The organism is Nonomuraea sp. NPDC049419 (assembly GCF_040676995.1).
GTDB lineage: Bacteria > Actinomycetota > Actinomycetes > Streptosporangiales > Streptosporangiaceae > Nonomuraea > Nonomuraea salmonea.
In genome coordinates this window covers 15,696-37,468 of the sequence record NZ_JBFAQB010000007.1, presented here as the reverse complement: position 1 = coordinate 37,468, position 21,773 = coordinate 15,696, and the positions used below count along the sequence as shown (strand labels likewise).

At 73.0% G+C, this 21,773-nt stretch carries 23 protein-coding genes and 1 riboswitch; of the genes, 6 read left to right on the top strand and 17 right to left on the bottom strand.

From position 1 onward, the window contains the following. Window positions 1-183 precede the first annotated feature (183 nt). On the bottom strand, window positions 184-1,104 hold the full coding sequence (gene metF, locus AB0K12_RS22100; protein WP_364564082.1) for a methylenetetrahydrofolate reductase [NAD(P)H]: 921 nt from the start codon (window positions 1,102-1,104) through the stop codon (window positions 184-186). Between the two features lie 128 nt (window positions 1,105-1,232). On the opposite strand from metF, the gene AB0K12_RS22095 reads away from it, so the two are divergent. Beyond that, window positions 1,233-2,300 carry a polyprenyl synthetase family protein gene (locus AB0K12_RS22095; protein WP_364564079.1) on the top strand — a complete coding sequence of 356 codons (1,068 nt, stop codon included), beginning with the start codon at window positions 1,233-1,235 and terminating at the stop codon, window positions 2,298-2,300. Between the two features lie 60 nt (window positions 2,301-2,360). On the opposite strand, the gene thiE is transcribed toward AB0K12_RS22095, so the two are convergent. From thiE to AB0K12_RS22080, 3 genes are read right to left on the bottom strand one after another with little or no spacing between them, the layout of a single operon-like run. Continuing rightward, window positions 2,361-3,008, bottom strand: coding sequence for a thiamine phosphate synthase (thiE, locus tag AB0K12_RS22090; RefSeq protein ID WP_364564076.1), 648 nt, complete (start codon window positions 3,006-3,008; stop codon window positions 2,361-2,363). Next, entirely contained in the window at window positions 2,986-3,360 is a 375-nt protein-coding gene (locus AB0K12_RS22085; protein WP_355429466.1) for an Rv2175c family DNA-binding protein, read from the bottom strand. Before AB0K12_RS22085 ends, thiE begins: the two co-directional genes overlap by 23 nt. A gap of 30 nt (window positions 3,361-3,390) precedes the next feature. Beyond that, window positions 3,391-4,560: an FAD-dependent oxidoreductase gene (locus tag AB0K12_RS22080; RefSeq protein ID WP_364564072.1), complete on the bottom strand. Its 1,170-nt coding sequence runs from the start codon at window positions 4,558-4,560 to the stop codon at window positions 3,391-3,393. A gap of 53 nt (window positions 4,561-4,613) precedes the next feature. After that, a riboswitch (TPP riboswitch) is annotated at window positions 4,614-4,730 on the top strand. Here AB0K12_RS22080 and AB0K12_RS22075 point away from each other — a divergent pair. From AB0K12_RS22075 to pknB, 4 genes are all read left to right on the top strand, one after another. Next, window positions 4,721-5,899 carry an FAD-dependent oxidoreductase gene (locus AB0K12_RS22075; RefSeq protein WP_364564069.1) on the top strand — a complete coding sequence of 393 codons (1,179 nt, stop codon included), beginning with the start codon at window positions 4,721-4,723 and terminating at the stop codon, window positions 5,897-5,899. (Overlaps the previous riboswitch by 10 nt.) Then, on the top strand, window positions 5,896-6,096 hold the full coding sequence (gene thiS / locus AB0K12_RS22070; RefSeq protein WP_345401180.1) for a sulfur carrier protein ThiS: 201 nt from the start codon (window positions 5,896-5,898) through the stop codon (window positions 6,094-6,096). The genes AB0K12_RS22075 and thiS overlap by 4 nt, the downstream gene beginning before the upstream one ends. 40 nt (window positions 6,097-6,136) lie before the next feature. Continuing rightward, a complete protein-coding gene (locus AB0K12_RS22065; RefSeq protein ID WP_364564984.1) occupies window positions 6,137-6,844 on the top strand; it encodes a thiazole synthase in 708 nt (235 codons plus the stop codon). A gap of 255 nt (window positions 6,845-7,099) precedes the next feature. Beyond that, window positions 7,100-9,028, top strand: a complete 1,929-nt coding sequence (gene pknB / locus AB0K12_RS22060) for a Stk1 family PASTA domain-containing Ser/Thr kinase (protein WP_364564066.1) — start codon at window positions 7,100-7,102, stop codon at window positions 9,026-9,028. Between the two features lie 28 nt (window positions 9,029-9,056). Here the strand turns inward: pknB and alc are convergent, their stop codons facing one another. From alc to uraD, 10 genes are all read right to left on the bottom strand, one after another. Beyond that, window positions 9,057-10,049 carry an allantoicase gene (alc, locus tag AB0K12_RS22055; RefSeq protein ID WP_364564063.1) on the bottom strand — a complete coding sequence of 331 codons (993 nt, stop codon included), beginning with the start codon at window positions 10,047-10,049 and terminating at the stop codon, window positions 9,057-9,059. Then, window positions 10,050-11,360 carry an allantoinase AllB gene (gene allB / locus AB0K12_RS22050; protein WP_364564061.1) on the bottom strand — a complete coding sequence of 437 codons (1,311 nt, stop codon included), beginning with the start codon at window positions 11,358-11,360 and terminating at the stop codon, window positions 10,050-10,052. Then, window positions 11,357-12,511 (bottom strand): glycerate kinase, encoded by a 1,155-nt coding sequence (locus tag AB0K12_RS22045; protein ID WP_364564058.1) that lies wholly within the window; start codon window positions 12,509-12,511, stop codon window positions 11,357-11,359. The genes allB and AB0K12_RS22045 overlap by 4 nt, the downstream gene beginning before the upstream one ends. A gap of 185 nt (window positions 12,512-12,696) precedes the next feature. Next, window positions 12,697-12,909, bottom strand: coding sequence for an EF-hand domain-containing protein (locus tag AB0K12_RS22040; RefSeq protein WP_364564055.1), 213 nt, complete (start codon window positions 12,907-12,909; stop codon window positions 12,697-12,699). 36 nt (window positions 12,910-12,945) lie between these two features. Further along, entirely contained in the window at window positions 12,946-14,331 is a 1,386-nt protein-coding gene (locus AB0K12_RS22035) for an 8-oxoguanine deaminase (RefSeq protein WP_364564052.1), read from the bottom strand. Further along, complete coding sequence (locus tag AB0K12_RS22030; RefSeq protein WP_364564049.1) at window positions 14,328-14,798, bottom strand: (2Fe-2S)-binding protein; 471 nt, start codon at window positions 14,796-14,798, stop codon at window positions 14,328-14,330. The genes AB0K12_RS22035 and AB0K12_RS22030 overlap by 4 nt, the downstream gene beginning before the upstream one ends. Beyond that, the gene (locus AB0K12_RS22025) at window positions 14,798-15,658 is read right to left on the bottom strand and encodes an FAD binding domain-containing protein (protein ID WP_364564046.1); all 861 of its coding nucleotides are present in this window, start codon (window positions 15,656-15,658) and stop codon (window positions 14,798-14,800) included. Before AB0K12_RS22025 ends, AB0K12_RS22030 begins: the two co-directional genes overlap by 1 nt. Before the next feature lie 6 nt (window positions 15,659-15,664). After that, entirely contained in the window at window positions 15,665-16,525 is an 861-nt protein-coding gene (pucL, locus tag AB0K12_RS22020) for a factor-independent urate hydroxylase (RefSeq protein WP_364564044.1), read from the bottom strand. Then, a complete protein-coding gene (gene uraH / locus AB0K12_RS22015; RefSeq protein WP_345409676.1) occupies window positions 16,526-16,825 on the bottom strand; it encodes a hydroxyisourate hydrolase in 300 nt (99 codons plus the stop codon). It lies immediately after the preceding gene. Then, the gene (gene uraD / locus AB0K12_RS22010) at window positions 16,822-17,322 is read right to left on the bottom strand and encodes a 2-oxo-4-hydroxy-4-carboxy-5-ureidoimidazoline decarboxylase (protein ID WP_364564040.1); all 501 of its coding nucleotides are present in this window, start codon (window positions 17,320-17,322) and stop codon (window positions 16,822-16,824) included. Before uraD ends, uraH begins: the two co-directional genes overlap by 4 nt. Window positions 17,323-17,493: 171 nt before the next feature. Here uraD and AB0K12_RS22005 point away from each other — a divergent pair, with 171 nt between their 5' ends. Beyond that, window positions 17,494-18,333: a deoxyribonuclease IV gene (locus AB0K12_RS22005; RefSeq protein ID WP_364564037.1), complete on the top strand. Its 840-nt coding sequence runs from the start codon at window positions 17,494-17,496 to the stop codon at window positions 18,331-18,333. Window positions 18,334-19,105: 772 nt separating this feature from the next. On the opposite strand, the gene AB0K12_RS22000 is transcribed toward AB0K12_RS22005, so the two are convergent. Genes AB0K12_RS22000 through AB0K12_RS21990 form a run of 3 tightly spaced genes read right to left on the bottom strand, consistent with a single transcriptional unit; the run spans window position 19,106 to window position 21,686 of the window. After that, window positions 19,106-19,846 carry a LytTR family DNA-binding domain-containing protein gene (locus AB0K12_RS22000; RefSeq protein ID WP_364564034.1) on the bottom strand — a complete coding sequence of 247 codons (741 nt, stop codon included), beginning with the start codon at window positions 19,844-19,846 and terminating at the stop codon, window positions 19,106-19,108. A 58-nt stretch (window positions 19,847-19,904) separates the two neighbouring features. Beyond that, on the bottom strand, window positions 19,905-21,035 hold the full coding sequence (locus AB0K12_RS21995) for a histidine kinase (protein ID WP_364564031.1): 1,131 nt from the start codon (window positions 21,033-21,035) through the stop codon (window positions 19,905-19,907). A 54-nt stretch (window positions 21,036-21,089) separates the two neighbouring features. Then, window positions 21,090-21,686, bottom strand: a complete 597-nt coding sequence (locus tag AB0K12_RS21990; protein ID WP_364564028.1) for a molybdopterin-dependent oxidoreductase — start codon at window positions 21,684-21,686, stop codon at window positions 21,090-21,092. Between the last annotated feature and the right edge of the window lie 87 nt (window positions 21,687-21,773).

Sequence of the window (21,773 nt, the reverse complement as noted above, 5' to 3'; positions counted from 1 at the left end):
GCCCGGCAAGCTGAAGACGGCGTGACCCCAGGTTTACCGGCGATGACGCACGGGCACCATTCATGACAGAAAGTAGCCGACCCTTTACCCACCGTCTAGTGTCCCCTGCCCGTCACCCGCCCGGTCCCCCTGCGGGCGGGTGGCGGGCCCTTTCTACGCGGGCCCTTTCTACGCGGGCAGGCTCTACGCGGGCAGGCTCGCGAGCTCCAGCCGCTGGAACACCTCACGTGACGCGCTCGACCGGTTGAACGTGATGAAGTGGATGCCGGGAGCGCCCTCGTCGAGCAGCCGCTGGCACAGCTCCACCCCGTGGTCGATGCCCAGCCGCCGCACCGCCGCCGGGTCGTCCTTGACCGCCTCGAAGCGGGCCGCGACGTCGGGCGGGAACGGCGCCCCTGACAGCTGCTCGGAGCGGGCGATCGTACTCATCTGGGTGACCGGCATGATGCACGGGATGATCGGCGTGTCACAGCCCCTGGCCGCCACCCGGTCGCGCAGCCGCAGGTAGTCGTCGGCCTGGAAGAACATCTGCGTGATCGCGTAGTCGGCGCCCGCCTCGCACTTGCGGACGAAGTATTCGGTGTCGGACTCGATGGACGGCGAGCGCGGATGCTTGTAGGGGAAGGCCGCCACGCCCACGCAGAAGTCGCCGGACTGCCGGATCAGCCGCACGAGGTCCTCGGCGTAGAGCACGCCCTCGGGGTGGGGCACCCAGTCGGCGGTGGGGTCGCCGGGCGGGTCACCGCGTACGGCGAGGATGTTGCGCACGCCCGCGTCGGCGAAGCGGCCGACGAGGTGGCGCAGCTCGCGCACGGAGTGGTTGACGGCCGTGAAGTGGGCGACGGGGGTGAGTGTGGTGTCGTGGGCGATGCGCTCGACGATGTCGACCGTGCGGTCGCGGGTGGAGCCGCCCGCGCCGTAGGTCACCGAGACGAACGTGGGCCGCAGCGACTCGAGCTCCCTGATCGCGCGCCACAGCTGCCGCTCGCCCTCGTCGGTCTTCGGCGGGAAGAACTCGAACGAGAACGACCGGGCACCGGAGGCCAGCATGTCGCGGACCGTGGGGACGCGATCGGGCCGGATGGAGGGTCGACCAAGAGCCATGCCGACAAGGCTACCCCGACAACCTCCGCGCGGACCGGCCAGAGCGGCACCTGGAGATCGAAGCCGAGATCGAAGCCGAGATCGAAGCCGAGATCGAAGCCCGCTCCCCCGGCCACTAGTCTCAAAGCATGACCACTGACGCCGCCGGCATGGAGATCCTGCGCGCCCAGGTGGAGCGCGCGCTCGCCGAGTTCGTCGAACGGAAGCTCCCCGCCGGGGGCGAGCCCGAGTTCGCGCCGTTGCGCACGGCCGCCGACGCGTTGCTGTCGGGAGGCAAGCGGCTGCGGCCCGCGTTCTGCTACTGGGGGTGGCGGGGCGCAGGGGGCACCGACGTGCCCGCCGTCTTCACCGCCGCCGCCTCCCTGGAGTTGCTGCAGGCCAGCGCGCTGGTGCACGACGACGTGATGGACAAGAGCGACCTGCGCAGGGGCATGCCGTCGGCGCACCGCCGCTTCCAGGCGATGCACGAGGAGGCGGGCTGGCACGGCTCGTCCGGGCAGTTCGGCGAGGGCGCGGCGATCCTGCTGGGCAACCTGCTGCTGCTCTGGTCGGGCGAGATGTGGCGGACGTCCGGGCTGCCGCGCGAGGCGCTGGACGCGGCCCGGCCCGTCCACGACCACATGCGCAGCGAGCTGATGTGCGGCCAGTACCTCGACCTGCTGGAGCAGGCCACCGGGGAGAACACGTTCGACTCGGCGCTGCGGGTGGCGCTGTTCAAGAGCGGCAGATATTCGGTGGAGCAGCCGCTGCGGCTCGGCCTGGTGCTCGCCGCCCGGCAGGAGGCGCCGTGGATGGACGAGCTGTGCACCGGCTACGGCCAGCGCGTCGGCATCGCCTTCCAGCTGCGCGACGACATCCTGGGCGTCTTCGGCGACCCGGCGCGGACGGGCAAGCCGGCCGGTGACGACCTGCGCGAGGGCAAGCGCACGATGCTCGTGGCCCGCACCCTCGCCGCCGCCTCCCCCGCCGCCGCGGCGACCGTACGCCGGCTGCTCGGCGATCCCGACCTGGACGAGCAAGGCGTGGCGGAGCTGCGCGGCATCATCGAGGACACCGGGGCGCTGCAGGAGTGCGAGGACCTGATCGCCGGTTATCTCAGCCAGGCGCTGGCCACGCTGGACGCGGCGCCGGTCACGCCTGAGGCGCGCGAGGCGCTGACCGAGCTGGCGATCGCGGCGACGTCCCGCAAGACCTGACCCCGCCAAGCCCGCAGGCGAGGAGGCGCCCGCGCGGGGAAGCGCGGGCGCCTCGCAGGTTCAGCGGGCCGGCCCCGCGGCCAGCCGCTTGGCGAACTCTGCGGCGGCCGCGCCCGGGTCGTCGGCGTCGGTGATCGCGCGGACGACCACCACGCGGCTCACGCCGTACGCCATCACCTCGTCGAGGTTGCCCAGGTCGATGCCGCCGATGCCGAACCACGGCCGCGAGGTGCCGAGCGCCGCCGCGTGCCGCAGCAGCGGCGGCCCCGGCGCCGGGCGGCCCGGCTTGGTCGGCGTCGGCCAGATCGGGCCGCAGCAGAAGTAGTCGACGCCCTCCTCCACGGCCGCGGCGGACGCCTCGGCTGCGGAGTGGGTGGACCGTCCGATGACGACGTCGTCGCCGAGTATCTCTCGCGCGACAGTCACGGGAAGGTCGTCCTGCCCCAGGTGGAGCACGTCGGGCCGGGCGGCGTGAGCGATGTCAGCCCGGTCGTTGACAGCGAGCAGTTTTCCGTGCCGGTCACAGGCGTCGCGGAAGACGTCGAGGAGCGCGAGTTCTTCGCGTGCCTCCAGGCCCTTCTCCCGCAGCTGGATGATGTCCACACCGCCGGCCAGCACCGCGTCGAGGAACTCCGCCAGATCGCCGCGGTCGCGGCGGCCGTCTGTGCAGAGATAGAGGCGGGCCTCAGAAAGCGAGGGCTTGGGCACGCCGCTTGACCTCTGTGTGACGGCCCGCCCTGATCGCCTCGATGGGCGAGCCTGGCAGTGACTCGTCGGGGGTGAAGAGCCAGCGCAGCGCCTCGACGTCGTCGTAGCCGGCGTCCTGGAGCACGGTGAGCGTGCCTGGCAGGCCCTTCATCACGTCCTTTCCGTCGAGGAACACCGCGGGCACCTGTGGCCCGCCGCTGCCGCGGCGCACGCCGAGCAGCTTGTGGTCCTTCAGGAGTTGCTTGGCCCGCCCGATCGGGAGATCGAGGCGTGAGGCCACTTCGGGGAGGGTGAGCCACTCGTCGACGAGCTGGTCGGTCTCCCGGTCGATCTGTGCAACAGAAAGCGTCACGAAACCACAACTACCACATGCCGTCCTTGCTCAAACAACACAATCTCGTAGGGGCACTTGTGGATCTACCAGGCGTTCCGTGTCCAGCCGGTGACCCGCCTCGATGATGCGCCGGCCCTGCACGAGATCGCGCGGCCGGTCCACGGCCAGCACCGCGGCAAGCGTATCGTCCGCCGTGAGCCAGACGGCCGACCACTTGCCCTCGGGCTCGCCCCGGTGCACGATCCGCTCGCCCGACGCGTGGTGGCCGGCGTATTGGAGCATGTGGCCGAACTGCTCCGACCAGAAGTACGGCACCGGGTCGTAGACCGCCTCCTCCCCCATCAGCGTCGCGGCGGCGACCTCGGGGGCGTTGATCGCGGTGTCCCAGTGCTCGACCCTGAGGCGGGCGCCCCAGCGGCGCGACCACCAGGCGGCGCAGTCGCCCACGGCGACCACGCCGGGCAGCGAGGTGCGCAGGTGCTCGTCGGTGACGACGCCGTTGTGCAGGTCGATGTCGGCGTCGGCCAGCCACTCGACGGCCGGGCGCACGCCGATGCCGGTGACGACGACGTGGGACTCGACGAACTCGCCGCCCACCAGGCGGACGCCGCCCTCGTCGACCGACTCGACCATGGTGCCGAGGCGCAGGTCGATGCCGTCGTACCAGGGGATCGTGCGGGCGCCGAGCCCGGTGCCCATCGCGCCGGCGAGCGGGGCCCGCGCGGCCTCGATGACCGTCACCGCGCAGCCCGCGCGGCGGGCGGCGGTGGCCACCTCGGCGCCGATCCAGCCCGCGCCGATGACCGTGACGCGCGCGCCCGGGACGAGCATGACGCGCAGCTCGTGGGCGTCGTCGAGGGTGCGCAGGACGTGCTGAGGGCCGTCGCCCGGCAGCCTGATCGGGTCGGCGCCGGTCGCGATGACCAGGCCGTCGTAGTCGAGCTCGCCCTCGGTGGTCTCCACGACGCCCGCGCGCAGCGACTTGGCCGCGACCCCTGGACGGAAGTCGACCTGGAGCCGCTCGAGGTCGGTGTCGATGAAGCTGGTGTCGGCGTCGCCCTTGAGCACCGCCTTCGACAGCGGCGGGCGGTCGTAGGGGCGATGGCGCTCCTGGCCCAGCAGCGTCAGGCGACCGGCATAGCCGCGCCCGCGCAGGGCCTCCACCGTGCGCACTCCCGACAGTCCCGCTCCCACCACCACGACATGGTCCACGGTCATGACCATAACGGGGGCGGTGCGTGGACCCGGCACCGAGGCCGTAGGCTGTGGACGGAAAGACGCGCGGGAGTCCGGCCGTGACCGGGCTGAGAGGAAGGCTGCAGCGGGCCTTCGACCGCAAGACACCTGATCCGGATCATGCCGGCGAAGGGAGCGGATCATGGATGTGATCGTGGGCGGCGGGGTCGTCGGGCTGTCCGTGGCCTGGCGGCTGGCGCGCGAGGGGCGGCCGGTCACCGTGGTCGACCCGGCACCCGCCTCCGGGGCCTCCCACGCGGCCGCCGGGATGCTGGCGCCGGTCAGCGAGGTCACCTACACCGAGGCGCCGCTGCTGCGGCTGGGCGTCGCGGCCCTGCGCCGCTGGCCCGCCTTCGCCACCGCCCTGGCCGATGACGCCGCTCTTCCACCCGCTGGGCCCGGAGGGGTGAGCGGGCTGGACCTGCGGGCCGAGGGGACGCTGGATGTGGCGTTCGGGGCCGATGACATGGCGGCGCTGGACGAGCTGGCCGCGTTCATGGAGAAGCTGGATCTGCCGGTCGAGCGGCTGACCGGGCGCGAGTGCCGGCGGCTTGAGCCGATGCTGGCCCCGTCGGTGCGCGGCGGGCTGCTGGCGCCGGGCGACGCGTGGGTGAACCCGCGCCGGGTGACGGCGGCGTTGCTGGCCGCCCTTGAGCGGCGCGGCGTCCGCATCGTGCGGGCCCGCGTGAGCGAGCTGGTCCGCACGGACGGCGCCGTCACCGGTGTCCGCCTCGCCGAGCCGCCCGCCGTGCCCGATGAAGGCCGCGCTTCCGCGCCCCTCGCCGCCACGGACGGACGAGCCGGAGGCGAGGTGCTGGCGGCCGAGCGGGTGGTGCTGGCGGCGGGGGCGTGGAGCGGTGAGCTGGCGGAGGTGCCGGTGCGGCCGGTCAAGGGCCAGATCATGCGCCTGCGCTCGCCGCAGCCGCTGCTCACCCGCTGCGTACGCGGCACCGTCCACGGCTCGCCGGTCTACCTCGTCCCCCGGGGCGACGGCGAGCTGGTGGTCGGCGCCACCCAGGAGGAGCTGGGCTACGACACGAGGGTGACCGCGGGCGGCCTGTACGAGCTGCTGCGCGACGCCAGGGAGCTGGTGCCCGGCGTCACCGAGCTGGAGGTCGCCGACGTGGTGGCGGGGCTGCGTCCCGGCACGCCCGACAACCTGCCGGTGATCGGTCCCGGCCGTACGCCGGGGCTGACGTACGCGACGGGACACCACCGGGGCGGGGTGCTGATGGCCCCGCTGACGGCGGCCATCCTGCTGGGTGAGGAGAGCGAGCTGGCGGCCCTGTGTTCGCCGGGGAGATTTCGGGAAATTTCATGATTATTACCATCAACGGGTCTGCGCACGAGCTGGCCGACGGCACCACCGTGGCGCAGGCCGTACGTACGCTGACGACGGCCACCACCGGAGTGGCCGTGGCCGTGAACGACGAGGTGGTCACCCGCGGCGCCTGGGAGACGACGGCGCTCAGCGACCGTGACCGCGTGGAGGTGCTGACGGCGGTGCAAGGTGGATGAGCTGATCATCGCCGGCGAGAAGTTCTCCTCCCGGCTCATCATGGGCACCGGCGGCGCCCCGTCGCTGGAGGTGCTGGACCAGGCGCTGGCGGCGTCCGGCACCGAGCTGACCACGGTGGCGATGCGGCGGCTCGACCCCGCGGCCCGGGGTTCGGTGCTCGACGTGCTGCGTGAGCGCGGCATCAAGGTGCTGCCCAACACGGCGGGCTGCTTCACCGCGGGCGACGCCGTGCTGACGGCCCGGCTGGCCAGGGAGGCCCTGGGCACGAACTGGGTCAAGCTCGAAGTGATCGCCGACGAGCGCACGCTGCTGCCCGACCCGATCGAGACGTTCGACGCGGCGGAGCGGCTGGTGGCCGACGGGTTCGTGGTGCTGCCGTACATCGGGGACGACCCGGCGCTGGCCCGGCGGCTGGAGCAGGCCGGATGCGCGGCCGTGATGCCGCTCGGCGCGCCGATCGGCTCGGGGCTCGGCATCCGCAACCCGCACAACATCGAGCTGATCGTGGAGGCCGCGTCCGTCCCGGTGATCCTCGACGCGGGCATCGGCACGGCGAGCGACGCCGCGCTGGCGATGGAGCTGGGCTGCGACGCCGTGCTGCTGGCCACGGCCGTGACGCGGGCGCAGCGGCCCGACCTGATGGCGGCGGCCATGAAGGGCGCGGTGGTGGCCGGGCGGCTGGCGGCCCAGGCGGGGCGCATCCCGCGCCGCCGCTACGCCGAGGCCTCCTCACCGATGACCCCCTGAGCCGCCCGCCCGGCCTTGTGAACGGACGCCGACAAAGCCCTCCCCGGGAAATGGGCGTCGGAGCCGTGACCCGAACCGGGCGGCGGAAGCCCGGCCCCTGGTCCCGGGGACGGAGCGGCATCGGCGACACCATGCGCCCCGGCGACACGCCGGGGCCACTGCCGCATCGCCGTCACACACGGGACGAGAACGTCTCCGCATCGGTTTCGGGCGCCAGGGCCATGCCGGTGGCAAAACGCCCGTAAACTCAGCGGGGTGGACACGACGACTGCGGACCCCCTGGTCGGGCGGCTCCTCGATGGGCGTTACCGCATCGAGGGCCGGATCGCCCGGGGCGGTATGGCGACCGTCTACCTCGCGCTGGACGTCCGGCTTGACCGGACCGTCGCGCTGAAGGTCATGCACCGCTCGCTCGCCGAGGACCCGGCGTTCGTCAGAAGGTTCATCGGCGAGGCGAAGTCGGTCGCCAGCCTGTCACACCCCAACGTGGTGCACGTCTTCGACCAGGGCACCGACAACGACGTCGTCTACCTGTCGATGGAATACGTCCCTGGCCGCACCCTGCGTGACATCCTGCGCGAGCGCGGCCGGCTGCCGGCCCGCGAGGCGCTGGAGATCCTCATCCCGGTGCTGGCCGCCCTGGGCGCGGCCCACCAGGCCGGCATGGTGCACCGCGACGTCAAGCCGGAAAACGTCCTGATGACCGACGACGGCCGGGTCAAGGTCGTCGACTTCGGCCTGGCCAGGGCGATCGAGGCGACCAACCAGACCCGCACCGGCGTGCTGATCGGCACGATCGGCTACATGGCGCCCGAGCAGGTGATGACGGGCGCCGCCGACGTGCGCAGCGACGTCTACGCCGCCGGCATCATGCTGTTCGAGCTGGTGACCGGCCAGCAGCCCTACGACGGCGAGACGCCGATGTCGGTGGCCTACCGCCACGTCCACGACACCGTGCCCGCGCCGTCCTCGGTCTATCCCGACGTGCCGCCGCTGATCGACACGCTGGTGGCGAGCGCGACCGCCCGCGAGCCGCACGACCGTCCCGCCGACGCGACCGCGATGCTGGTGGCGGCGGTGGAGGCCCACCGCGTGCTGCCGCGCATGACCAACCCGCCGGGCACGGGCCCTGGCATGGGCACGGGCACGGGCTATCACGCGCAGCCGGCGTCGGGGCCCATCCCGTTCGCCGCGTCGGCCCCGTCGGTGCCGCAGGCGGCGCCGGCCCACACGATGATCCAGCCGCGGGCCGAGCTGCCGGAGAAGCGCCGGTTCCGGCCGAGCTGGTTCCTGGCGGTCCTGGCCGTGGTGATGGTCGTCGCGGTGGGCCTGACCGGGTGGTACTTCTCGCTGCCCGAGCAGGTGAAAGTGCCCGACCTGGTCGGCAAGGACCTGGCGCTGGCCGAGAAGGACCTCGCCGGCGCCGGGCTGAAGGTGCGCAAGGGCGAGAGCCAGTACGACGAGAAGATGGGCGAGGGCCTGGTGCTGAGCAGCGACCCGGTGGCCGACACCGAGCTCGACAAGGGCTCGACGGTCACGCTGACGCTCTCGCTCGGCCCCGAGCGCATCGTGGTGCCCAACGTCACCGGCATGAACGGCAACGACGCCCGCGCCGCCATCGCCAGGGCCGGCCTGACCGTCGGCAGCGTCAAGCGGCAGCCCAACCAGCAGGTCGAGCGCGACAAGGTGATCCGCACCTCGCCGCAGGTCGGCGAGAAGATCAAGAAGAGCGCGAAGGTCAACATCTTCGTCAGCGCCGGGCTCACCATGCCCGACGTCAACGGCATGCCGAAGGACGAGGCGGCCGGCTTCCTCAGCGCGCAGGGCTTCCAGGTGCAGGTCAACGAGGTCGACGACGACGCCGAGCCGTGCACGGTCATCGCCCAGACCCCGAAGGCCAAGTCCGAGGTCGACAAGGGCGCGCCCGCGATGATCACGGTGGCGCGCTGCCAGACGCCGTTCCTCGACTGGTTCAGGGGCGACAACGAGGCGCGCGACGACCAGCAGTTCGCGATGGTGCCCGGGGTGATCGGCAAGAACGTCAACGACGCCAAGTCGGAGCTGGAGGCGCTGGGGTTCCGGGTGCGGGTGCAGCGGCTGGGCAACGGCGGCGTGGTGCAGTTCCAGCGGCCGCTGCCCAACAGCGAGCGCCCGCCGGGCAGCACGGTCATCCTCTGGCAGTGAGCGCCGATCCCCCGGCGGGGATCGGCGCTCAGCGCTCATGGGAGGGCCACGAAGGGCCCTGAGGGTCAGGCCAGGTGCCGTGCAGGTGGCCGTGCAGGCGGACGCGGGCCAGGCCGCCGTCCGGGTAGATGTCCACGCGCACGTGCGTGACCGGCGTGCCGGCGCCGAGGCGGAAGCGGTGCGGCGTGTCGGGCTGCAGGCGCGTCCTCGGCAGCAGCTCCACCTCGCGGTCGCCGTCGAGCCCGGTGAGCGCGACCGCGCCGGGCGCGTTGAACAGCAGGTTGGTGGTGTCGATCTCGGCGAGCCTGACGACTCCGCGCCCGGCCAGCCTGATGACGATCCAGTCGTTGCCGTCGTCGCGCCGCCGCGCGGTCTCCCAGCCCTCCGCCTGGTGGCGGGCCAGGCCGGGGGCGATGACGTTGTCGGGCGCGGAGTAGAACTCGTCGGAGCAGGCGGTGACCAGGCCGCCGTTGGCCAGCGCGGCCAGGTCGATGCCGAGGCCGTCGTGGAGCGACAGGTCGGGACGTACCTCGCCGTGCACGCGCAGCCGGGCGACGCCGCCGTCGGGATGGATGTTCAGCCGTACGTGGGTGTAGCGGGCGTCGTCGGTCACCGGGAAGAGGTGCTCGGCGTCGCCCTTGAGGTCGGACAGCGGCACGATCTCGGTCCAGGGCGCGGCGAGCACCTCGGCCGGCGACGGATGCCCCGCCACCGACGTGGCCTCGACGGACGCCCGGGGCGGATAGTTGCCCTTGAACCAGGCCGTGTCGATCACCACGCCGCGGATCACCCCGGGCAGCCCGAGGCGTACCAGCGCCCAGTCGTGGCCAGGCTCGCGGCGGCGGCGGGTCTCCCAGCCGTCGTACACCTGCCCCTTGTTCCCGAACGTCTCCGGCAGGAAGCCGGGGCGTCCTGGCCTGATCAGGCTCTCCTTCTCGGCGAACGACTCGTCGCTCGCGGCCACCACCGAGCCGCCGTACGTGCGCAGGGCCAGGTCGGGCAGGCGGGTGATGCCGTCCATCTATCGCGCTCCCAGCAGGAATCGTCCGTGCGGCGCGCCGTCCACCGGCCGGCCGCGCAGCCAGGTGGTCAGGACGGCGCCCTTGAGTGTGCGGCCGTGGTAGGGGGTGACGGGGTTCTTGTGGTGCAGGCGGGCGGCGTCGATCAGGGTGTCGGCCTCGGGGTCGAACGCGACGAGGTCGGCGTCGTTCCCGGCCGCGATCGCGCCCTTGCCCGGCAGCGCGGCCAGCTCGGCGGGGGCGGCCGACATCCAGCGGGTCACGTCCGCCAGCGTGTGGCCCCTGCGCGCGGCCTCGGTCCAGACGGCGGCCAGCCCGAGCTGCAGGGAGGCGATGCCGCCCCACGCGGCGGCGAAGTCGGGCACCTTGAGGTCGGCGGTGGACGGCGAGTGGTCGGACACCACGCAGCTCAGCACGCCCCTGGCCAGGCCGTCCCAGAGCAGGTCGCGGTTGTGCCCGGAGCGGATGGGCGGGCAGCACTTGTACGCCGTCTCCCCCTCGGGCACCTGCTCGGCCGCCAGCGTCAGGTAGTGGGGGCAGGTCTCCGCCGAGACCGGCACCCCCTCGGCCCTGGCCGCCTCCAGCACGTTGAGGCACTCGGCGCTGGAGACGTGCAGGACGTGCGCCCGGCAGCCGGTCTCGGCGGCCAGCCGCACGACGCGCTCGACGGCGCTGCGCTCGGCCGCGCCGGGCCGGGAGTCGAGGAACGCGCGGTAGCCGGGCCCGTCGGGCTCGCCCAGCAGCGCAGGATCCTCGGCGTGCACCACCATCAGCCCGCCGAACCCGGCGACCTCCGTCAGCGCCGCACGCAGCTCGTCCGCGCCCAGCGGCGGGAACTCGTCGACCCCCGACGGCGACAGGAAGCACTTGAACCCGCGCACCCCGCGCTCGTGCAGCGGCCGCAGGTCCTTGAGGTTGCCCGGCACGGCGCCGCCCCAGAACGCGGTGTCCACGTGGCACTGCCCCTCGGCGGCCCGCAGCTTGACCTCCAGCGCCTCGGTGCTGACCGTGGGCGGCAGGCTGTTGAGCGGCATGTCCACGATCGTGGTGACGCCTCCCGCGGCGGCGGCCCTGGTGGCGGAGTCGAAGCCCTCCCAGTGGGTGCGGCCCGGCTCGTTGACGTGGACGTGGCTGTCGACCAGGCCGGGCAGCAGCGCCAGGTCGCGCAGGTCGACGTCCTCGGCGGCCTCCAGCGGCGCGGTGTAGTCGTGCAGGGCGGCGATCCGCTCGCCGCGCACGGCGACGGCCGCGGCCCGCTCGCCCTCGGGCGTGACGGTCCTGCGGGATCGGACGACCAGGTCGTACGGTGTCATTCGCCCTCCGGGAGCCGCTCGGCGGCGATCCTGGCCGCGAGGCGTTCGAGCAGCGGGCCCGCCTCGGCCATGCAGCGGCCGGTGTCGGGCTCGAGGTCGGTCAGCGCGTACGCGGCCTCGATGCCCGCGCTCTTCAGGTCGGCCTCGGAGAGCGTTGTGCGCCCGCAGACGGCCACCACCGGCACGCCCGCCCGCGCGGCCGCCCGCGCGACGCCCGCCGGGGCCTTGCCGCGCAGGGTCTGCTCGTCCAGCGAGCCCTCCCCCGTGATCACCAGGCGGGCCCCCTCGACGTGCCCGGCGAACCCGAGCAGGTCGAGCAGGTAGTCGATGCCCGGCCGCAGCTCGGCGTGCAGGAAGGCGAGCGCCGCGAACCCGACCCCGCCGGCCGCGCCCGCTCCCGGCGCGCCCGCGACGCCCATCGCGCGCGGGACGTCGTCGTGCTCGACCGCGCCCATCAGGCCGTGGGTGGCGGTGGCGACGGCCGCCAGGCGGGCCAGCCCTGCCTCCAGGGTCGCGACGTCGCCGGGCGTGGCGCCCTTCTGGGGGCCGTAGACGGCGGCGGCGCCGTGCGGGCCGAGCAGCGGGTTGTCCACGTCGCTCGCCACCACGAACTCGACGCCGGAGACGTCGAGGAAGCCGGACATGTCGATGCGGTCGAGCCGCTTGAGCGCGGCGCCGCCGGGCGGCAGGTCATCGCCCTGCGCGTCGATGAGGCGGGCGCCGAGCGCCTGGGCCAGTCCGGCGCCGCCGTCGGTGCAGGCGCTGCCGCCGAGGCCGAGCACGACGCGCTTGGCGCCGCGGCGTACGGCGTCGGCGATCAGCTCGCCGGTGCCGCGGCTGGTGGCGGTCAGCGGTTCGGGGCCGCCCGGCAGGCGGCGCAGCCCGGACGCCTCGGCCAGCTCGACCACGGCGGTGCCGGTGGGCTGCCAGGCGTACGAGGCGGGCACCCGCTGACCCGTCGGGCCCGTGACCTCGATCGTGATCCGGCTGTAGCCGCCGGCCACGGCGGCGTCCACGGTGCCGTCGCCGCCGTCGGCGACCGGCAGCTCGACCGTCGGCACGCCCAGCCCCGCCGAGACGTGAGAGGCGACCTCGGCGGCCGTCAGTGACCCCTTGAACTTGTCGGGGGCTACCAGAACGTGCTGAACCACTACGAACTCCCGCCTGATGATGAACAATGTGCTGACACGCCTTCCTGCCCGGTGCGAGCGGGCAGGAAGGCGTGACTCATCATCACATCCCGCGCTGCCCGCCTCACGCGCCGGGGGAAGCCGGTTCCATCAGGGCATGCCGCCCGTGCCCAGGCACGCCGGGCGCGGCGGGCGGGAGCCGTCCGTCAGGAGAGGGTGCGGATGAACTCCTCCAGGGAGTAGCGGCCGTCCTGGTCGTAGTCGGCCTCCTGGCTCATCGCCCCGAGCGCCTCCGCGGGCAGGTCGGGGAAGTGCCGCTTCAGCTCGGCCTCGGTGATGTAGCCGTCGCCGTCGCTGTCGATGGCCGCGAAGGTGCTCTTGAGCTGCGCCAGCCGCTCGTCTGGGGATTCCGCCGACACGGGACCGCCTTTCCTGTTCGTCCGGATATCTCCACACTAGTCCCCGTGCACCTGCCGGGCGGCGGTGACACCGCGCTCCCGGGCCAGCCGCAGCAGCCGCCGGTGCGCATCGGCGCCCGCCCGTCCTGCCGCGTCCTGAGCGACCGTGCGCAGCTCGCCGCCGGCGACCACCGTACGCCCGCCCACCAGCACCAGCTCCACCGGCGGCGGAGCCCCGAGGACGAGCGCGCAGACCGGGTCGGCGACGGCGGCGTGGAACGGCCCGCCGGCCCGCCACAGCACCACGTCGGCGAGCTTGCCCGGCTCCAGCGTGCCCAGCTCGTCCTGCCTGCCGAGGTTGCGCGCGCCGCCCAGCGTGGCCAGCTCCAGCGCCTGCCGCGCGGTCAGGGCTTGCGGCCCGTGGCGGGCCCGCTGAAACAGCAGCGCCTGGCGCATCTCCCCGGCCAGCGGGGTCAGCTCCGACGAGGCGCTGCCGTCCACGCCGAGCCCGACGTTCGCGCCCTGCCGGAGCATCTCCGAGACGCGCGCGACGCCCGCGCCGAGCCGCCCGTTGGACGAGGGGCAGTGGGCGGTCCCGGTACGGGTGGCGGCGAGCTTGGCGATGTCGGTGTCGCTCAGGTGCACGGCGTGCGCGAGCCACACGTCGGGCCCGAGCCAGCCCAGCTTCTCCATGTAGTCGACGGGCCGCAGCCCGAACTGCTCAAGGCAGTGCTCGTCCTCGTCGAGGGTCTCGGCGAGGTGGGTGTGCAGGCGCACGCCCTTGTCCCTGGCCAGCGCGGCGGACTCGGTCATCAGCGCGCCGCTGGCGGAGAACGGCGAGCACGGCGCGACCGCCACCCGCAGCATGGAGGAGCGCGACGGGTCGTGGTAGGTGTCAACGGCCTCGGCGGTGGCGGCCAGGATGTCGTCCAGCTCCTCGACCACGACGTCCGGCGGCAGCCCGCCCTGCGAGCGTCCCCGGTCCATGGAGCCGCGCGCCGGGTGGAAGCGCAGCCCGATCGCGCGGGCGGCCGTGATCTCGGCGGCGAGCAGGTCGCCCCTGCCCTTGGGGAAGATGTAGTGGTGGTCGCTGGAGGTGGTGCAGCCCGACAAAGCCAGCCAGCCGAGCGCGGCCGTGGCGGCGCCCTCGACGACCTCGGCGTCCATCGCGGCCCACACCTCATAGAGCGCCACGAGCCACTCGAACAGGGTGGCGTCCTGCGCCAGGCCCTGCGAGGCCCACTGGTAGAGGTGGTGGTGGGTGTTGACCAGGCCGGGGGTGGCCAGGCAGCCCGCGCCGTCGACGCGCTCGGCGCCGGGCACGTCGGGGGCCTGGCCCGGACCCAGCTCGGTGATCGTGTCACCGTCGATCCTGAGGAAGCCGGACGGGATCTCGGGGCCGGAGACGGGGGCGATGTGAACGTTCTCGATGATCAGCGTCACGGCGCCGCCTTGCGCTCGGCGGCCAGGCGTACCGCGTCGAGGATCTTCTCGTAGCCCGTGCACCGGCACAGGTTGCCCGCCAGCGCCTCCCTGATCTCCGCGTCGGACGGGCGCGGCACGCGTTCGAGCAGGTCGTGGGCCTGGACGATGAGCCCGGGCGTGCAGAAGCCGCACTGCACGGCCCCGCTCTCCGCGAACGCCTCCTGCACCGGGTCGAGCCGGTCGCCGTCGGCCAGGCCCTCCACCGTACGCACCTGCCGCCCCTCCGCCTGCCCGGCCGCGACCAGGCAGGAGCAGACCGGCACGCCGTCGAGGTAGACGGTGCAGGAGCCGCACTCGCCCTGCTCGCAGGCGTTCTTGGAGCCGGGCAGGCCGAGACGCTCGCGCAGCACGTACAGCAGGCTCTCGCCCTCCCAGACGTCCTCGGCGATCTCCTCGCGGCCGTTGACGGTGAACGTGACGCGCATCAGGCGGCCCTCTTCCCCAGATGGTCGGTCCACGCCCAGGCGAGCGTGCGGCGGGCCAGCACGCCGATGGCGTGCACCCGGTAGGCGGCGGTGCCGCGGACGTCGTCGATCGGGGCGGCGGCCCGGGCGCACAGCTCACCGAATCGCCTGGCCAGCGCCGGATCGAGCGGCGCCTCCCAGTCGAGCTCGGCTGCCAGCAACTCCTCGGCCTCCAGCGCGCGGCGCGGGGTGGGCGCGGCCGAGCCGAGCCCGGTGCCGACCCGCCGCTCCCCCGGGTGCAGCGCGATCGCGAACGAGCACACCGCGATCACCATGGCGTTGCGGGTGCCGACCTTGGAGAAGTACTGGGGTCCCGTGGCGGGCGGCACGTGCACGGCCCTGATCAGCTCGTCCTGCTCCAGCGCGCTGCGCTTGACGCCCAGGTAGAACTCGGTGGCCGGGATCATCCGCACGCCGCGGTCGCGCGACTCCACCTCGACCACCGCGCCGGCGGCCAGCAGCGGCGGATGGCTGTCGCCCGCCGGCGAGGCCGCGCCCAGGTTACCGCCGACCGAGCCGCGGTTGCGGATCTGCGGCGAGCCCACCGTGCGCGCGGCCTGCGCGAGCCCCGGCAGCACGGCGCCGAGCCGGTCGACGACCACCGCGTAGGGCACCCCGGCCCCCAGCCGGCACATGCCCCCGGTCATCGACCAGTCCCGCAGCTCGGCCACCCCGGTGAGGTCGAGCAGCGCGGGCGGCCTGCGCACGCCGAAGTTGATCTCCACCATCACGTCGGTGCCGCCCTGGATGGGCACCGCGTCGGGCCGGTCCGCCTTGGCGGCCAGCGCCTCCTCCCACGTCGTGGGGCGCAAGAAGTCCATCGGTCTCTACTCCCAGGCGAATCCGGCGTCGGGCGCGTCCTCGCGCAGCACACTGCCCTCGATGAGCCCGTAAGGACGGTCGGCCGCGTGGAAGACCTCGTTGTCGTTGTCCAGGCCGAACGGCGACAGGTCCACCGCGAAGTGGTGCTTGTTGGGCAGGGCCAGGCGGACCTCACAGATCCCCTGGCAGGTGGTGATCGCGCGCTCGCCCATGGCGTACAGGGTCTGCTGCAGCGAGCGGCTGTGGGTGTTCGCGAAGGCGTCCAGCAGGGCCTGCCTGACCTGGCCGTACGACGTCGCGTATGAAGGAGTGTCGCCGTCGTGCCGCCAGCGGGCGGTGACGGCGGTGGCGAGGACGCGGTCGGTGGTCGGCGGCAGCGTGGTGTACTCGTCCACGGCGTAGCCGTGGAACTCCGAGCCGGTCGTGTTGAGCACCACCAGGTCCTGCAGGCCCGACACGACCGTGGTGCGGCCGTCCTCGTCGTGGTGGACCAGGCAGGTGCGCACCTCGGTGCCGTCGCGGACGAACGAGTGGGGGCCCTGCCGCCGCCAGGCGTACTCCTCGATCTCCACCCTGGCATGCCTGACGGCCGGCTGGGACGCCACGAAGTGCCTGGCCAGCCGCTGCGCGAACGCCTCGATCTGGCCCACCCCGTGCTTCCTGGCGAAGGCGTAGACGGTGTTCTTCTGCGTGTCGGTGGGCAGCACGGCGGCGTTGTCGCCGGTCAGGTGCACGGCCTCCATGTCGCCCGACAGGGAGATGCTGACGTTGACGTCCTTGAGGTGGTGGACGGGGCCGTCCCTGACCACGTGGACGAGCCTCGTCTCCGCCTTTCCGTAGCGGTTGGCGCCAAGCTTGACGGCCATCTAGCTCCCTCGATACGTGCTGTAGGCGTATGGGCTGAGCAGCAGCGGCACATGGTGGTGCGCGGCCGGGTCCTTGACGGTGAAGGTGACGACGACCTCGGGGTAGAACGTGTCCTCCAGGTACGACCCGGTGTCGAAGACGATCCGGTGCACGCCGGCGCCCGGGTTCCAGCCCTTGATGCGGCCGTCGTCGTCGGTGCGGCCCTCGGCCAGCACCCGGCCGTCCTGTTCGAGACGTACGCGCAGGCCCGCGGCGGGCCGGCCGGTGACCGCGTCGAGCACGTGGGTGGACAGGCTCATGCCCCCTCCTTCATCAGCTTGGCCAGCCGCAGCCGGGCGATCGCGGCCAGCTCGGCGCGGACGACCTCGCGCTCGCGTTCCTCGTCGTTGGCCAGCCGCTCCTCCAGCCTGGCCAGCAGCTGCGCGCCGGTGAGGCCGGTGGCGCAGACCAGGTAGACGTGGCCGAAGCGGCGCTCGTAGGCGCGGTTGCCGTCCTCCAGCGCCGCGCGCATGGCGTCGGGCACGCCCGACTGCTCCTGCCGCGACCAGGACGCCTCCCTCCCCTGCCCCTTCGGCCGCTCACCGATGCGGGGGTGGGCGCTCAGCGCCCGCACTACCTCGTCCCAGCCGAGGTCCCGCACGGCCGTGCTCGCGGTGTCCAGCAGCTCGTCGAGGTCCCCGTACGGCCTGCGCCCCGCCACCTCGCCGGCGAAGGCCGGGGAGGCGCAGCAGGTGAGCAGGTCGGCCACGGCCTCGGCCCTGGGCCGGGAGTTGAAGCTCGCGAGTCGGTCGGCCATAGCAGAAGTACACACAGCGGTTCCGTTCCCGGTCCATCCGCCAGAACTCCCAACTCACGGCCACGAACCCGGGCACTTTTCGTGTCATGCTCCAATCGCCCGGGGCCCGTTCGTGCGCGGCGGCGCTGATCTGCGGAAGTGTCGGCCGGCGGCCCTAAACTGGGTGCCATCATGACCCCAACATCCCTGATCGGCGGGCACGTGTCCGTCACGGGCGGCCTGGCCAAAGGCGGGCTGTCCTACATGGCCGAGATCGGCGCCGAGATGATCCAGGTGTTCGTCACCAACCCGCGTGGCTGGGCGCTCACCGAGGGCAAGCCCGACCAGGACGCGGCGCTCGCCGCCTCCGGCGTGCCCACGTTCATCCACCTGCCCTATCTCGTCAACTTCGGCTCGCCCAGTCCCGAGACGCTGGCCAACTCCGTCGCGATCGTGCGTCACACGTTGCGGCGCGGGGTCGAGACCGGCGCGCGCGGCGTGGTCGTGCACACCGGCTCGGCGGTCACGCAGCCGCGCGACGACGCGATGCGCCAGCTCCATGAGCATCTTCTGCCGCTGCTCGACGAGATCCCCGACGGCGGGCCCGACCTGCTGCTGGAGCCGATGGCCGGCCAGGGCGCCATGTTGTGCGCCACCGTCCAGGACCTCGAGCCCTACCTCGCCACCCTCGACTGGCATCCCCGGGCCGGGGTCTGCCTCGACACCTGCCACGCCTTCGCCGCCGGCCACGACCTCGCCGCCGAGGGCGGGGTGCAGGAGACGTTCGACGCGCTCCACGCGATCGCGCCGGGCCGGCTCAAGCTGGTCCACGCCAACGACTCGAAGGACGTGTGCGGCTCGAAGAAGGACCGCCACGAGAACATCGGCGCCGGCCACATCGGCATCCAGCCCTTCGCCGACCTGATGCGCCATCCGGCGGTCGCCGGCGTCCCGATCTGCATCGAGACTCCGGGCAAGGCCCCGAAACACGCCGAGGACATCGCCCTGCTGAAGAAACTCCGCGACGGCTGACGCCCCGACCCGACCGGCCGGCGGGCGGCCGAAGGCGGAACGTGCGGGAGCGGGCGGAGCGGGCGGGGCCGGCCCCCAGCGGTGGGGAGGCGCGGGAGTATGAGGGGCCGTCCAAGCGTGTGGGGTGGGTGTCACGGGATGAGGCGTCCTGGCCGTGACAGGGGCGCCCGCTCGCGCGATGCGGCCGCCCCCGCGTGCCGGATCGCGGGGCCCAGAATCGCGGCCACGCGGGCGCCCCTTCACGGATCCGGCGTGTCGGGCCCTACCCCCCGGTCAAGGGCCCGGCCGCCGCGGCGACCTGCGCGTCGCCGGTGAAGCCGGCGCACCGAGCCTGTCGTGAGCCCCCCGGCTCGTCCCTCCCGATGCGCCGGGATGGCTTCCGATGCCGAAACACTACGGTTGCGATCTTGTGGGGGAAACCCTGTTCACGTACAGCTCGTTGAGCGGTCTGTAGTCATCGCTATGCGGAGAGTGGTCATACGACCAGCGGTCATGCAGGCGCGACGAACGGTAGCAAGGGGGCCCGCACGTCACCCGGGGAGATGCATCCTGACAATCGCCCAACCCGTCCCCCGCGCCGGCCGACCCATGGTGACCAGGGAAATCATTACCATCACCGCGCAGGCACCGCACGCCGCAACGCCCACAGGACACGATGTGGGCACCCCCGGCTTCACGCCCGCCCGCTCCCCCGACACGACCGCCCCCATCACACCCCCACCGGCGATCGCGCCCACCGCGACCGCTCCGCCCGTCCGAGTCGAAGGACCCCTTACGCCAGCGTGCCGCGGTGGTGGCGGACGAGCTGGTCGCGGACCTGGCGGCTGTGGCGCCTGCTGACCTGGAGGGTTTCGGTGCCCACGGTGAGCGTCACCCGGCCACCCTCGAAGCGCAGCTCGCTGACGTGCCGCCCCGAGACGAGCGTGCTGCGGTGGATGCGGATGAACCCGGCGTCCGACCAGCGCCGCTCCAGAGCGGCCAGCGACATGCGGACGAGGTAGCTGCCGTCGACGGTGTGCAGGCGTACGTAGTCGCCCTTGGCCTCGGCGTACCAGACCGCCTGCTGCGGCACGAACCGGGTGCGCCCGCCCAGCTCGACCGGGATCACGTCGTCCTGCCCCGGCTCGGGCGCGGGGCAGGTGGCCGCCTCGAGCCGCCGCACGGCCTCGGACAGACGCTCGGCCCTGACCGGTTTGAGGAGGTAGTCGACGGCCTCCAGCTCGAACGCCTGCACCGCGCACTCCTCGTGGGCGGTGACGAAGACCAGCCGGGGCGGGCTGGGGAAGCCGCCGACCAGCCGGGCGAGGTCGAGCCCGTCGAGGCCGGGCATCCGGATGTCGAGGAACACCCCGTCGAGCCGCTCACCGCCGCCGATCATCTGCACCATGTCCTGCAGCGCCGTGACGCCGTCGGCCGCCGTCGTGACGTGCTCGATGCGGTCGTCCTGGCGCAACAGGTAGGCGAGCTCCTCCAGAGCAGGCACTTCATCGTCGACGGCCAGCACTCTCAGCATGTCCACCACGCTGTCGTATGAAAGCAGAGGTCACCAGAGACACGTCAGCATAGCGTAATCATTCGACCACAGAAAGAGACTTGGGGACCCGCAGCCGCACCTTCGTGCCCGCTCCCAGCGCGGTCTCGACGACCAGCCCGTAGCCGTCGCCGTAGATCTGCCGCATGCGCAGGTCCACGTTGGCCAGGCCGATGCCGTGTCCCTCGCGGGCCGGGTCCTCGTCCAGCATGCGGCGGGCGCACTCAGGGTCCATGCCGGCGCCGTCGTCCTCGACCGTGATGTGCGCCTCGGGGCCGGCGTCGCGCACCACCACCCGCACCTCGCCCGGGCCGCCGCGGCCACGCATGCCGTGCTTGATGGCGTTCTCGACCAGCGGCTGCAGGCACAGGAACGGCACCGGCACCGGCAGCACCTCGGGCGCCACCTGCATGCTGAAGCGCAGCTTGTCGCCGAAGCGGGCGCGCTCCAGCAGCAGGTAACGGTCAACGCAGGTCAGCTCGTCGGCCAGGGTGGTGAAGTCGTGGGCGCGGCGCAGCGCGTAACGGGAGAAGTCAGCGAAGTCGAGCAGCAGCTCACGGGCCCGCCGCGGGTTCGTCCGCACGAACGAGGCGATCGTGGTGAGCGCGTTGTAGACGAAGTGCGGCGAGATCTGGGCGCGCAGGGCCCGCATCTCGGCCTCCATCGCGCGCTGCCGCGAGGCGGCCAGCTCGGCGAGCTCCAGCTGGCCGGACACCCAGCCGGCGACCTCGGTGACGGTACGCACGAGCGCCGCGCTCACCTCGTCGTCGAAGGCGGCCAGCGTGCCGACGACCGTGCCGTCCACGGTCAGCGGCACCACGACCGCCGCGTACGGCTCGTCGGGGAAGACCTCGGCCCGCCCCGCCGCCAGCGCGGCCGTGGCGTGGCCGAGCACGCGATCGGCGCCCGGCCCTTCGACGGCCAGCACGGCGTCCGCCGAGGTGAGGGCGACGGCCCTGGTGCCGAGGAGGGTGTGCAGGTGGCGTACGGCCTTGCGGGCGGAGTCGCGGTCGAGCCCGGCGCGCAGGGCGGGGGCGGCCATCGCGGCGACGTGCAGCGTGGCGAACGTCGCCGCGTCCGTCCTGCGCGGCGGCGCCTGGCGGCGGCGGGCGAGCGCATGGCCCAGGAGGAAGGACAGGCAGGCCAGCGCCACGCACCCGGTGGTCAGCATGCGGGAAACCGTAGCCGTAAACGCAGAGTTTAAGGGGCCGAACGGAGGGTGAAGTCAGTCGGGGCCTTCGCCGGGTTCTTCCTGGTAGGAGTAGCGCTGCTCGCGCCACGGGTCGGCGACGTTGTGGTAGCCGCGCTCCTCCCAGAATCCGCGGCGGTCCTCCAGCAGGTATTCGATGCCGCGCACCCACTTGACGCTCTTCCACGCGTACAGGTGGGGCACCACGATGCGCACGGGGAAGCCGCGGTCGGCGCTGAGCGGCTTCTCCTCGAACTCCATGGCGAACAACGTGCTGGGCGCGGTGAAGTCGGACATGCGCAGGTTGGCGCTGTAGCCGTACTCGGCCCAGATCATCACGTGGCGCACGCCGGGGTCGGGCGGGGCGGCCGCCATGATCGTGGCCGGGGTGACGCCGCGCCATTCGTTGGCCATGAGCGAGAACTTGGTGACGCAGTGGAAGTCCTCGACCCGCGTGTCACGGGGCAGCCGCTCGAACTCCGGCCAGGTGAAACAGTGCTCCTCGCCCGACGCGGTCGCGCCGAACACCCGGAAGTCCCAGCTCTCCGGCTTGAACGCGGGCACGCGGCCGTAGTGGATCACGGGCCTGCCGCGTGGGACGTACTGGCCTGGAGGCAGGCGCGACTCCTCCACGAACACTCCCTTCACCGCTCTCGCGTCTCGTGGCCATCCTGCCATCGGCCGTCGCGTGCCTCGGCAGCGGGTGCGGTGCGCTATCGT